The organism is Variovorax sp. LG9.2 (assembly GCF_035018885.1).
Lineage (GTDB): Bacteria > Pseudomonadota > Gammaproteobacteria > Burkholderiales > Burkholderiaceae_C > Variovorax.
In genome coordinates, this window is record NZ_JASJXB010000024.1 from 1 (window position 1) to 13,161 (window position 13,161).

The window sequence follows — 13,161 nt, forward strand, 5'->3', positions numbered from 1 at the left end:
AAGAAGGCCTGCGCTTCGCCATCCGCGAAGGTGGCAAGACCGTCGGCTCTGGCGTCGTGGCCAAGGTCCTCGCTTAAGAAGATAACGAAGGGGTATAGCTCAATTGGCAGAGCGTCGGTCTCCAAAACCGAAGGTTGTAGGTTCGATTCCTACTGCCCCTGCCACCTGAGGTGGCAGCTCTTGAAAAGCCCGTCATGTCCTGACGGGCTTCGGCGTCTAAGGAAACACAGCCAACCATGGCAACTTCTCAAATCGAAACCGTGAGCACCGGTGCAGACAAAGCCAAATTGGCTGCGGCGGTGTTGCTGGCTGTGGGCGCCATCGTCGCGTTCTACCTGCTCACGCGCCAGGGCTCGCTGGTGCAGTGGGCCGTGTTGCTCGTGTTGCTCGCGGCAGCGGTGGGTGCATTCGCCAGTTCTGAAAACGGCCGTCAGCTCTGGGCTTTCGGGCGCGACTCCTGGCGTGAGGTCAAGAAGGTCGTCTGGCCGACGCGCAAGGAAACGATGCAAATGACGGCGTACGTGTTCGGCTTCGTCGCGATCATGTCCGTTTTCCTTTGGCTCACCGACAAGACGCTCGAATGGGTGTTTTTTGACCTCATTCTGGGTTGGAGAAAATAATGACCGAAGAAGTTGTTGAAACCACGCCGGAAGAGGTGAATCCGCTGTTGGCACCTGCTGCCAACCCGGATCTGCGCTGGTATGTGGTGCACGCTTATTCTGGAATGGAAAAGGCCGTCGAACGCAACATCCTCGAGCGCATCAGCCGCGTGGGGATGCAGGCCAAGTTCGGTCGCATTCTGGTGCCGACAGAAGAAGTCGTCGAAATCAAGAATGGTCAGAAGCGCACCACAGAGCGTCGCTTCTTCCCGGGCTACGTGCTGGTCGAAATGATCATGGACGACGAGAGCTGGCACCTGGTGAAGCACACCAACAAGGTGACGGGTTTTGTCGGCGGTGCGAAAAATCGGCCAGCCCCGATCTCGCAAAAAGAGGTCGAAGACATCGTCAATCAGATGCAGCAGGGCTCCGAGAAACCCCGTCACAAGGTCGAGTTCATGCCGGGCGAGTTCGTGCGCGTCAAGGACGGCCCGTTCACCGACTTCAATGGCACCGTCGAAGAAGTGAACTACGAGAAGAGCAAGGTCCGCGTTTCGGTCATGATCTTCGGCCGCGCGACGCCGGTCGAGCTCGAGTTCAGCCAGGTCGAAAAGACCTGAGCCAGACCTGATGCCGCCGGTCGGAAGACCGGAACCAATTTTGACCGCGCGTAGTCCGACTCGCACGCGGTTTTTATCGAAGAGTCGTTAACCCCCGGGGAGCCGAGGCTGAACCAGCCAACGCGTTATCACCCGCAAGGAGAAAAGCATGGCGAAAAAAATCGTCGGCTTCATCAAGCTGCAAGTGCCAGCTGGTAAAGCCAACCCCTCACCGCCTATCGGTCCCGCATTGGGCCAGCGCGGTTTGAACATCATGGAGTTCTGCAAGGCGTTCAACGCGCAGACTCAAGGCGTCGAGCCCGGCCTGCCGCTGCCAGTGGTCATCACTGCGTTCGCTGACAAGAGCTTTACCTTCATTATCAAGACGCCACCAGCGGGCATCCTGATCAAGAAGGCGATCAAAATTGACAAGGGTTCGGCCACGCCGCAATCCGTCAAGGTCGGCAAGATCACGCGCGCCCAGCTCGAAGAGATCGCCAAGACGAAGATGAAGGATTTGACCGCTGCCGATTTGGACGCAGCGGTTCGCACCATCGCCGGCACTGCCCGTTCGATGGGCGTGACTGTGGAGGGCGTGTAAATGTCCAAGCTCACCAAAAAACAAAAAGTGTCTGAAGGCAAAGTGGACAGCGACAAGCTGTACGCCTTGATCGAAGCTATTGGTCTCGTGAAAGACGCGGCCACCGCCAAATTCGACGAATCGATCGACGTCGCAGTGCAACTCGGCATCGACGCAAAGAAGTCGGATCAAGTCGTGCGTGGCGCTGTCGTGCTGCCCAACGGCACCGGCAAGACCAAGCGTGTGGCTGTGTTCGCCCAGGGCGCAAAGGCTGAAGAAGCCAAGGCGGCCGGCGCCGACATCGTCGGCATGGACGACCTGGCCGCGATGGTCAAGGCGGGGAATATGCCTTTCGACGTGGTCATTGCTGCGCCGGATGCCATGCGCGTCGTCGGTACGTTGGGCCAGATCCTCGGCCCACGCGGTTTGATGCCGAACCCGAAGGTCGGCACTGTGACGCCCGACGTCGCCCAAGCGGTTCGTAACGCGAAGGCAGGCCAGGTGCAGTTCCGTGTCGACAAGGCCGGCATCATCCACGGCACGATCGGACGTCGTTCTTTCGACACCGACAAGTTGCAGGGCAATCTGGTTGCACTGATCGAAGCGCTGGTGAAAGCCAAGCCGGCGACCAGCAAGGGCGTGTTCCTGCGCAAGGTGGCTGTTTCGTCGACGATGGGCATAGGTGTCCGCGTGGACACGCAAACCATCTCGGCGAGCTGAGAGAGCAAGAGAATTTGCCCTGCTGTTCGAACGGCGGGGCGATGTGGTGGGTCGCGGCAGCTTCTGTTGCCGTGGGCCATCCAAGACCGTTGGTGTGCAGGGCAGCCTGTACTTAATTGCCTCCCCCGCGCGAGAGGCGACCAGCGCAGATGGCGATCCCGCTGCAAAGGATTTGTTTCCTGAACGGTTGGTCGCTGCATGAAGCGCGTCCCGAGGCTGTGGCAAAAACCAGGCTGAGAGGCGCATTAAAAGGAGTAGACCTTGAGTCTGAATCGCAGTGAGAAAGAAGCGGTCATCGGTGACGTGACCAGCCTCGCCGCAAAAGCTCAAACGCTCGTTCTGGCGGAATACCGTGGTATCACGGTTGCCGATATGACCAAGTTGCGCAATGAAGCGCGCAGCAAGGGTGTGACTCTCAGCGTGTTTAAAAACACGCTGGCACGCCGTGCTGTCGCTGGTAGCGCATTCGAAGTCCTCGGTGACCAGATGACCGGTCCGCTGATCTACGGTTTTTCCGTCGATGCCGTGGCCGCCGCGAAAGTGGTGGCCGATTTCGCGAAGACCAACGACAAGTTGGTGATTCGCGGCGGTGCATTCGGCGGCAAAGTCCTGGACGTGAACGGCGTGAAGCAACTGGCCAGCATTCCTTCGAAGGAAGTGTTGTTGGCGCAATTGCTGGGCTTGATGCAATCCCCCATTTCCCGTACCGCTCGCGTGCTCGCGGCGCTGGCGGCGAAACGTGGCGAAGGCGCGGTAGAAGCAGCACCCGATGCACCTCCGGCAGAAGCCGAAGCGCAGCCAGCGTAAGCCGGCTTGCGTTTAAACATTTCAACCCAATTGTTAGGAAACAAAAATGGCATTCGATAAAGACGCATTTCTGACCGCGCTCGACAGCATGACGGTCCTGGAACTCAACGACCTGGTGAAAGCCATCGAAGAGAAGTTTGGCGTGAGCGCTGCTGCCATGGCAGGCCCCGCTTCCGCCGGCCCAGCCGCCGCAGTCGCTGAAGAACAAACTGAATTCAATGTCATGTTGATGGAAGCTGGCCCGAACAAGGTTTCGGCGATCAAGGCTGTGCGCGAAATCACCGGCCTGGGCTTGAAAGAAGCCAAGGATCTGGTCGAAGCCGCTCCCAAGGCTGTCAAGGAAGGCCTGTCCAAGGCTGACGCCGAAGTTGCCAAGAAGAAGCTGGAAGATGCCGGCGCCAAGGTGGAACTGAAGTAATTCGGTTTCCGCGAAGGGCTGGAGGGCTTTATGGCCCTCCAGCCTTTGCCGCTTTCAGAGCGCGTTCAAAATCCATGCTGCGGTGCGGTTTTTAACGGGCTCCGAGAGGCCACCAGAAAGTCAATTCAAGACTTTCTAGTGTCTTCTGACCCCGACTACAGAAGACCCCTTGGTTCGGGCGATGTGCAATGCATCGCCGTCCGCCAGGGCTGGTAGTGGCCAGCCGCCAGGGAGTGGTGCGAAAGCATCGACTCAAGTCGCGCAAGATCTCAAGCCCCGGAGCTCTCATGGCCCAAACGTCCGCGTACAGTTACACCGAGCGCAAGCGCATCCGAAAAAGTTTCGGCAATCGCGACAGCGTCGTCGAAATCCCTTACCTGCTGCAGATGCAGAAAGACGCGTACACCGCGTTCCTGCAAGCCGGCATCGCGCCCACCAAGCGCACCATAGAAGGTCTGCAAGCCGCTTTCACAGCGGCGTTCCCTATCGTCTCGCACAACGGTTTTGTCGAGATGAAGTACCTCGAATACAACCTGGCGAAACCGGCGTTCGATGTGCGCGAATGCCAGACCCGCGGGTTGACCTTCGCCTCGGCCGTGCGCGCCAAGGTTCAACTCATCATCTATGACCGCGAGTCGTCGACTTCGCAGTCGAAGGTGGTGAAAGAAGTGAAGGAACAAGAGGTCTACATGGGCGAAGTACCGCTCATGACCGAGAAGGGTTCCTTCATCGTCAACGGTACCGAGCGCGTCATCGTGTCGCAGCTGCACCGTTCTCCGGGCGTGTTTTTCGAGCACGACAAGGGCAAGACCCATTCGAGCGGCAAGCTGCTGTTCTCGGCCCGCGTGATTCCTTACCGCGGCTCGTGGCTCGACTTCGAATTCGACCCGAAGGACATGCTGTACTTCCGCGTCGACCGTCGCCGCAAGATGCCTGTCACGATCCTGTTGAAGGCCATCGGCCTGAACCCGGAATCGATCCTCGCGAACTTCTTCGTGAATGACAACTTCCGCCTGATGGACAGCGGCGCGCAGATGGAGTTCGTGTCCGAACGCCTGCGCGGTGAAGTCGCCCGTTTCGACATTACCGACAAGTCCGGCAAGGTCGTGGTCGCCAAAGACAAGCGCGTTACCGCGCGCCACACGCGTGAACTGGAAGAGTCGAAGACCACGCACATCAGCGTGCCGGAAGACTTCCTGGTTGGCCGCGTCATTGCCCGCAACATCGTCGAAGCCGACACCGGCGAAATTCTGGCCAAGGCCAACGATGAGCTGACCGAAGCGCTGCTGAAGAAGCTGCGCACAGCGGGTGTTCAAGACATCCAGGTGATTTACACCAACGAACTCGACCAGGGCGCGTACATCTCGCAAACCCTTCGCATCGACGAAACCGTTGACGAGTTCGCAGCGCGTGTGGCCATCTACCGCATGATGCGTCCCGGCGAGCCGCCGACGGAAGACGCGGTGCAAGCGCTGTTCCAGCGTCTGTTCTACAACCCGGACACGTACGATCTTTCGCGCGTCGGCCGTATGAAGTTCAACGCCAAGGTCGGTCGCGACGAGTCGACCGGTCCGATGGTGTTGACCAACGAAGACATCCTGGCAGTGGTCAAGATCCTCGTCGACCTGCGCAATGGCAACGGCGAAGTCGACGACATCGACCACCTCGGCAATCGACGGGTACGTTGCGTCGGCGAACTGGCCGAAAACCAGTACCGCACCGGTTTGGCACGGATCGAAAAGGCCGTGAAGGAACGTTTGGGTCAAGCGGAGCAAGAGCCGCTGATGCCGCACGACCTGATCAACAGCAAGCCGATCTCGGCGGCGTTGAAAGAGTTCTTCGGCGCTTCGCAGCTGTCGCAGTTCATGGACCAGACGAACCCGCTGTCCGAAATCACCCACAAGCGCCGCGTGTCGGCTCTTGGCCCGGGCGGTCTGACGCGTGAACGTGCCGGCTTCGAAGTGCGCGACGTGCACGTGACCCATTACGGCCGCGTGTGCCCGATCGAAACGCCTGAAGGCCCGAACATTGGCCTGATCAATTCGCTGGCTCTGTACGCCCGCCTGAACGAATACGGCTTCATCGAAACGCCCTACCGTCGCGTGGCTGACAGCAAGGTCACGATGGACATCGACTACTTGTCGGCCATCGAAGAAGGCAAGTACGTCATTGCCCAGGCCAATGCGGTTCTGGACAAGGACGGCAAGCTGACCGGTGACCTGGTTTCCGCACGTGAAGCCGGCGAATCGATCCTGGTCGGTGCCGAGCGCGTTCAGTACATGGACGTGTCGCCGGCGCAGATCGTGTCGGTCGCGGCATCCCTGGTGCCGTTCCTGGAGCACGACGATGCCAATCGCGCATTGATGGGTGCCAACATGCAGCGTCAGGCCGTGCCTGTGCTGCGCCCTGAAAAGCCGTTCGTCGGCACCGGCATCGAGCGCGTTTCCGCGGTCGACTCCGGTACCGTGGTGACGGCCACCCGCGGCGGCGTGGTCGACTATGTCGATGCGACCCGTGTCGTGGTGCGCGTGAACGACGCCGAAGCGGCGGCCGGTGAAGTCGGTGTGGACATCTACAACCTGATCAAGTATCAGCGTTCGAACCAGAACACCAACATTCATCAGCGCCCGATCGTGGCGCGTGGAGACCACATTTCCAAGGGCGACGTGGTGGCCGACGGCGCATCGACCGACCTCGGCGAACTGGCCCTCGGCCAGAACATGCTGATCGCGTTCATGCCATGGAACGGCTACAACTTCGAAGACTCAATCCTGATCAGCGAACGGATCGTCGCCGAAGACCGCTACACCTCGATTCACATCGAAGAGCTGGTGGTCATGGCGCGCGACACCAAGTTGGGTGCCGAAGAAATTACCCGCGACATCCCGAACCTTGCCGAGCAACAGCTCAACCGGCTGGACGAATCCGGGATCATCTACGTCGGTGCCGAAGTGCAGCCGGGCGATACGCTGGTGGGCAAGGTCACGCCGAAGGGCGAGACCACACTGACGCCTGAAGAAAAGTTGCTCCGCGCCATCTTCGGCGAGAAGGCATCCGATGTGAAGGACACCTCGCTGCGGGTGGATCAGGGCTCGCAAGGCACCGTGATCGACGTGCAGGTGTTCACCCGCGAAGGCATCGTGCGCGACAAGCGTGCGCAGCAGATCATCGACGACGAACTCAAGCGCTTCCGCCTCGACCTGAACGACCAGCTTCGCATCGTCGAAGCCGATGCGTTCGACCGTATCGAGAAGCTGCTGACCGGCAAGGCTGCGAATGGTGGCCCGAACAAGCTGGCCAAGGGCACCAAGCTCGACAAGGCGTACCTTACGTCGGTCGAGAAGTTCCACTGGTTCGACATCCGCCCAGCGGACGACGAAGTGGCCTCGCAGCTTGAATCGATCAAGAACTCGCTGGAGCAAACACGTCACAGCTTCGATCTGATGTTCGAAGAGAAGCGCAAGAAGCTGACGCAAGGCGACGAGCTGCCGGCTGGCGTGCTGAAGATGGTCAAGGTCTACCTGGCCGTCAAGCGCCGCCTGCAACCCGGCGACAAGATGGCCGGCCGTCACGGCAACAAGGGCGTCGTGTCCAAGATCGTTCCGGTCGAAGACATGCCCCACATGGCCGACGGCACGCCGTGCGACATCTGCCTGAACCCGCTGGGCGTGCCTTCGCGCATGAACGTGGGCCAGGTCCTCGAAGTGCATTTGGGCTGGGCCGGCAAGGGCATCGGTCAGCGCATCGGCGACATGCTGCAAGCCGAGGCCAAGGTGGCCGAAGTGCGCAAGTTCATGGACCAGTTCTACAACGGCTCCGGCCGCAAGGAAGACCTGGCGCAACTGAGCGACAGCGATGTGCTGGCGATGGCCGCCAATCTGGCGGCCGGCGTGACCTTCGCGACGCCGGTGTTCGACGGCGCTTCGGAAGAAGAAATCCGCGGCATGCTGAAGCTCGCTTATCCGGAAGAGATCGCCAAGCTCAAGGGTCTCACCGACACGCGCACGCAGGCCTACCTGTACGACGGCCGCACGGGTGATCAGTTCGATCGTCCGGTCACCATCGGCTACATGCACTTCCTGAAGCTTCACCATTTGGTGGACGACAAGATGCACGCGCGCTCGACCGGTCCGTACTCGCTCGTTACGCAACAACCGCTGGGCGGCAAGGCTCAGTTCGGTGGTCAGCGTTTCGGCGAAATGGAAGTGTGGGCACTCGAAGCCTACGGCGCTGCCTACGTCCTGCAGGAAATGCTGACGGTGAAGTCCGACGACGTTGTGGGCCGTACCAAGGTGTACGAGAGCATCGTCAAGGGCGAACACTCCATCGAAGCCGGCATGCCGGAATCGTTCAATGTGCTGGTCAAGGAAATTCGTTCCCTCGGCCTCGACATCGAACTCGAACGTTCATAAGCAGAAAAGGAAAGAGTCACATGAAGTCACTACTCGACCTGTTCAAGCAATTCACGCCCGATGAGCATTTCGATGCCATCAGCATCCGCATGGCTTCACCCGAGAAGATCCGTTCGTGGTCTTTCGGTGAAGTGAAGAAGCCGGAAACGATCAACTACCGCACGTTCAAGCCCGAGCGCGACGGCCTGTTCTGCGCGAAGATTTTTGGCCCTATCAAGGACTACGAATGCCTTTGCGGCAAGTACAAGCGTCTTAAGCATCGCGGTGTCATCTGCGAGAAGTGCGGCGTTGAAGTCACGCAGACCAAGGTGCGCCGCGAGCGCATGGGTCACATCGATCTGGCCGCACCTTGCGCCCACATCTGGTTCCTGAAGTCGCTGCCATCGCGTCTGGGCCTGGTGCTCGACATGACGCTGCGCGACATCGAACGCGTGCTGTATTTCGAAGCGTACGTGATCACCGACCCCGGCATGACCCCGCTGAAGAAGCGCGAGATCATGTCCGAAGACGACTACGACACCAAGCGCAAGGAATTCGGTGACGAGTTCACTGCCAAGATGGGCGCCGAAGGCATCAAGGATCTGCTCGAAGGCATCGAGCTCGACAGCGAGATCGAACGCCTGCGCGGCGACCTGACCGGTTCCGAAGTCAAGGTCAAGAAGAACTCCAAGCGCCTCAAGGTGCTCGAAGCCTTCCGCAAGTCGGGCATCAAGCCCAACTGGATGGTGCTCGACGTGCTGCCGGTGCTGCCGCCGGACCTGCGTCCGCTGGTGCCGCTCGACGGTGGCCGTTTTGCGACCTCCGACCTGAACGACCTGTATCGACGCGTCATCAACCGCAACAGCCGCCTGCGCCGTCTGCTGGAACTGAAGGCGCCGGAAATCATTGCGCGCAATGAAAAGCGGATGCTGCAGGAAGCCGTCGACTCGCTGCTGGACAACGGTCGTCGCGGCAAGGCAATGACGGGCGCCAACAAGCGTGCACTCAAGTCGCTTGCCGACATGATCAAAGGCAAGAGCGGTCGTTTCCGCCAGAATTTGCTGGGCAAACGGGTCGACTACTCGGGTCGTTCGGTCATCGTGGTGGGTCCGACCCTCAAGCTGCATCAGTGCGGCTTGCCAAAGCTGATGGCGCTCGAACTGTTCAAGCCCTTCATCTTCTCGCGCCTCGAGGCCATGGGCATCGCGACGACGATCAAGGCGGCCAAGAAGGAAGTCGAATCCGGCACGCCGGTGGTTTGGGACATTCTGGAAGAGGTGATCAAAGAGCACCCGATCATGCTGAACCGTGCACCCACGCTGCACCGGTTGGGCATTCAGGCGTTCGAGCCGATCCTGATCGAAGGCAAGGCGATCCAGCTGCACCCACTCGTTTGCGCGGCTTTCAATGCCGACTTCGACGGTGACCAGATGGCCGTCCACGTGCCGTTGTCGGTTGAAGCGCAGATGGAAGCCCGCACCTTGATGCTGGCCTCCAACAACGTGCTGTTCCCGGCCAACGGCGAACCATCGATCGTGCCGTCGCAAGACGTGGTGCTGGGTCTGTACTACACGACCCGCGACCGCATCAACGGCAAGGGCGAGGGCCTGATCTTCTCCGACATCGGCGAAGTTCAGCGTGCACTCGACGCCGACGTGGTCGAGCTGACCGCCCGCGTGGCGGTGCGCATCACCGAGTACGCCAAGGACAAGGAAACCGGCGAATTCACCGCGTCGACCTCGCTCGTCGACACGACCGTAGGCCGTGCGTTGCTGTCCGAGATCCTGCCGAAGGGCCTGCCGTTCTCGAACATCAACAAGGCGCTGAAGAAGAAAGAAATTTCCAAGCTCATCAACGTCTCGTTCCGCAAGTGCGGTTTGAAAGAGACAGTGGTGTTCGCCGACAAGCTGTTGCAGAACGGTTTCCGTCTCGCCACCAAAGCCGGTATCTCGATCGCCATCGACGACATGCTGGTGCCCGCCGAAAAGCACGGCATCATTGAGCGCTCGGCCAAGGAAGTGAAAGAGATCGAGCAGCAATACGTCTCGGGTCTGGTGACCTCTGGCGAGCGCTATAACAAGGTGGTCGACATCTGGGGCAAGGCGGGCGACGAAGTGTCGAAGGTCATGATGTCCAAGCTCTCGAAAGAGCGCGTCATCGATCGCCATGGCAAGGACGTCGAGCAAGAGTCCTTCAACTCGATCTACATGATGGCCGACTCGGGCGCTCGCGGTTCCGCTGCGCAGATTCGCCAGGTTGCCGGCATGCGCGGTTTGATGGCCAAGCCCGACGGCTCGATCATCGAAACGCCCATCACCGCGAACTTCCGCGAAGGTCTGAACGTGCTGGAGTACTTCATCTCCACCCACGGTGCCCGTAAGGGCCTGGCCGATACGGCATTGAAGACGGCCAACTCGGGTTACCTGACGCGTCGTTTGGTCGACGTGACGCAAGACTTGGTGGTCATCGAGCAGGACTGCGGTACGCACGGTGGTTACCTCATGCGCGCCATCGTCGAAGGCGGTGAAACCATCGAATCGTTGCGGGACCGAATCCTCGGTCGTTCGGCGGCCGAAGACGTGCTGCATCCGGAAAATCGTTCGGTGCTGCTGAAGGCCGGCGAGATGTTCGACGAGGACAACATCGAAGTGCTCGAGGCGCAAGGCGTCGACGAAGTCAAGGTGCGGACCGCGCTCACGTGCGAAACGCGTTTTGGTATCTGCGCCACCTGCTACGGACGAGATCTCGGTCGCGGCGGCCTGATCAACATCGGCGAAGCTGTCGGTGTGATCGCGGCGCAGTCGATCGGCGAACCCGGCACGCAGCTGACGATGCGGACCTTCCACATCGGCGGTGCGGCATCGCGTTCGGCGATCGCTTCCAGCGTCGAAGCAAAGTCCAACGGCACGATCGGTTTCAACGCCACGATGCGCTACGTGACCAACGGCAAGGGCGATCTGGTCGTCATCTCGCGTTCGGGCGAAATCGTGATTCACGACGAGCATGGCCGTGAGCGCGAGCGTCATAAGGTGCCGTACGGCGCCATCCTGGCGGTGAAGGCGGATCAGCAAGTCAAGGCTGGCCATGTGCTCGCCAACTGGGACCCGCTGACGCGCCCGATCATTACGGAGTTCGCCGGCAAGACCCAGTTCGAGAACGTTGAAGAAGGTCTCACGGTTGCCAAGCAGGTCGACGAAGTGACCGGTCTGTCGACCCTGGTCGTGATCGATCCGAAGCGTCGCGGTGCCACCAAGGTGGTTCGTCCTCAGGTCAAGCTGATCGACGGCACGGGCAACGAAGTGAAGATCCCCGGCACCGACCACTCGGTGACGATCGGCTTCCCGATCGGCTCACTGGTCCAGATCCGCGACGGCCAGGACGTGGGCCCTGGCGAAGTGCTGGCGCGCATTCCGGTCGAAGGTCAGAAGACGCGCGACATCACCGGCGGTCTGCCGCGTGTGGCGGAGCTGTTCGAAGCCCGTTCACCGAAGGACAAGGGCATGCTGGCCGAGATGACCGGTACCGTGTCGTTCGGTAAAGAGACCAAGGGCAAGATTCGCCTGCAGATCACCGATCCCGAAGGCGGCGTCTATGAAGACCTCGTGCCGAAGGAAAAGAACATCCTGGTCCACGAAGGCCAGGTGGTGAACAAGGGCGAGTCTGTGGTCGACGGACCGGCCGATCCGCAGGACATCCTGCGCCTGCTGGGCTCGGAAGAACTCGCGCGCTACATCGTGGACGAAGTGCAGGACGTGTATCGCTTGCAAGGCGTGAAGATCAACGACAAGCACATCGAGGTGATCGTTCGCCAGATGCTGCGTCGGGTCGTTGTCGACAACATCGGCGACACCAACTACATCTCCGGAGAACAGGTCGAACGCAGCGAAATGCTCAACACCAACGACGCCCTGCGCGCCGCTGACAAGATCCCCGCGACGTTCACCAACCTGCTGCTGGGTATCACGAAGGCATCGCTGTCGACCGACTCGTTCATCTCCGCGGCTTCCTTCCAGGAAACCACGCGCGTGCTGACCGAAGCGGCCATCATGGGCAAGCGCGACGAACTGCGCGGCCTGAAGGAAAACGTCATCGTCGGCCGCCTGATTCCCGCAGGCACCGGCATGGCGTACCACCAGGCACGCAAGGTCAAGGACGCCATGGACGAGGCAGAGCGCCGCGCGATCGCCGATTCGGAAGCGGCCGAACTGGCTGGCAATTCCAGCGACGACACTGCGACGGCCGACGCGGGCGAAGGCGCCGCAGCCGAGTAATCGGCCCCACGCGCTACCGCGCGTTAGCATGCCGGCATGACCGGTATCCGACGCCCTCCCTCCGCTTGCGGACGGAGGGCGTTTTTCATTCTGTTCCGGCGATGAGTGCGGCCCCTGATTCATTGGCTTTCTGGATCGGCTGTGCGCTGTTGCTGTTCTGGTTCGTCGGTGCCTACAACCGGATGGTCAGGCTGCGTTCTGCGGCCTTCCAGGCGTATGCGATCCTCGACGCCGCATTGCTGCGGCAACTCGAGTTCGTCCAGGCCAACGCGGCCGTCGGGGCGGAGTCTTTGCTGGCAGCCACCACGCAGCTCACCACACTGCTGGCAGCGACGCGGATGCGCCCGCTCGACCCCGAGCGCATCGACGCGCTCGGGACGGCCCTTAACGTCATGCTGTCGGCATGGCAGCGCCTGCATCCCGACGATGTCGTCAGCTTCGATGCCGAGGGCACGCTGTCGCGACCTGCGCCTCTGAAGGGCGTCGACGAAGCGCCGTCATCACCATTTCTCAGCCGCTTCATTGCATGGCCGGAACCATCGGCTGCAGCGGAGATTGCGCGCGGGCAGTTCAACACGGCCGTTGCGCAATACAACGCTGCCATTCGGCAGTTTCCCCCTGTGCTCATCGCCTGGATCACGCGGTTGCGTCCGGCGGCGCCCTTGCTTTGACGCCTTGGACCTCGCCGCAGCGGCGGCAGCTCGCGCGCCCCGTTACCATGGCGGCAACTTGCCCGATCTCACAGACCCCTCCAGCGGCACTGCGCCGAACCAGCC

The 13,161-nt window shown here is 60.6% G+C and carries 9 protein-coding genes, 1 tRNA gene and 1 pseudogene; all 11 read left to right on the forward strand.

Annotated elements, in window-relative coordinates; genetic code table 11:
• A pseudogene (locus tag QN413_RS20145) lies at window positions 1-77 on the forward strand (elongation factor Tu); the annotation flags it as partial.
• A gap of 11 nt (window positions 78-88) precedes the next feature.
• A tRNA-Trp gene (locus tag QN413_RS20150) sits at window positions 89-164 on the forward strand.
• 72 nt (window positions 165-236) lie between these two features.
• Complete coding sequence (secE, locus tag QN413_RS20155) at window positions 237-620, forward strand: preprotein translocase subunit SecE (protein WP_187053274.1); 384 nt, start codon at window positions 237-239, stop codon at window positions 618-620.
• Window positions 620-1,219 (forward strand): transcription termination/antitermination protein NusG, encoded by a 600-nt coding sequence (gene nusG / locus QN413_RS20160; RefSeq protein ID WP_323498359.1) that lies wholly within the window; start codon window positions 620-622, stop codon window positions 1,217-1,219. The genes secE and nusG overlap by 1 nt, the downstream gene beginning before the upstream one ends.
• Window positions 1,220-1,367: 148 nt before the next feature.
• Window positions 1,368-1,799 (forward strand): 50S ribosomal protein L11, encoded by a 432-nt coding sequence (gene rplK / locus QN413_RS20165; RefSeq protein ID WP_187053272.1) that lies wholly within the window; start codon window positions 1,368-1,370, stop codon window positions 1,797-1,799.
• Window positions 1,800-2,498 (forward strand): 50S ribosomal protein L1, encoded by a 699-nt coding sequence (gene rplA, locus QN413_RS20170; RefSeq protein WP_187053271.1) that lies wholly within the window; start codon window positions 1,800-1,802, stop codon window positions 2,496-2,498.
• A 261-nt stretch (window positions 2,499-2,759) separates the two neighbouring features.
• Window positions 2,760-3,305, forward strand: a complete 546-nt coding sequence (gene rplJ / locus QN413_RS20175; protein WP_323498360.1) for a 50S ribosomal protein L10 — start codon at window positions 2,760-2,762, stop codon at window positions 3,303-3,305.
• A 46-nt stretch (window positions 3,306-3,351) separates the two neighbouring features.
• Window positions 3,352-3,723 (forward strand): 50S ribosomal protein L7/L12, encoded by a 372-nt coding sequence (gene rplL, locus QN413_RS20180; protein WP_187053269.1) that lies wholly within the window; start codon window positions 3,352-3,354, stop codon window positions 3,721-3,723.
• A 287-nt stretch (window positions 3,724-4,010) separates the two neighbouring features.
• Window positions 4,011-8,135 (forward strand): DNA-directed RNA polymerase subunit beta, encoded by a 4,125-nt coding sequence (rpoB, locus tag QN413_RS20185; RefSeq protein WP_323498361.1) that lies wholly within the window; start codon window positions 4,011-4,013, stop codon window positions 8,133-8,135.
• 20 nt (window positions 8,136-8,155) lie between these two features.
• Complete coding sequence (gene rpoC / locus QN413_RS20190) at window positions 8,156-12,385, forward strand: DNA-directed RNA polymerase subunit beta' (protein WP_323498362.1); 4,230 nt, start codon at window positions 8,156-8,158, stop codon at window positions 12,383-12,385.
• Window positions 12,386-12,486: 101 nt separating this feature from the next.
• Entirely contained in the window at window positions 12,487-13,056 is a 570-nt protein-coding gene (locus QN413_RS20195; protein WP_323498363.1) for a lema family protein, read from the forward strand.
• Window positions 13,057-13,161 lie beyond the last annotated feature (105 nt).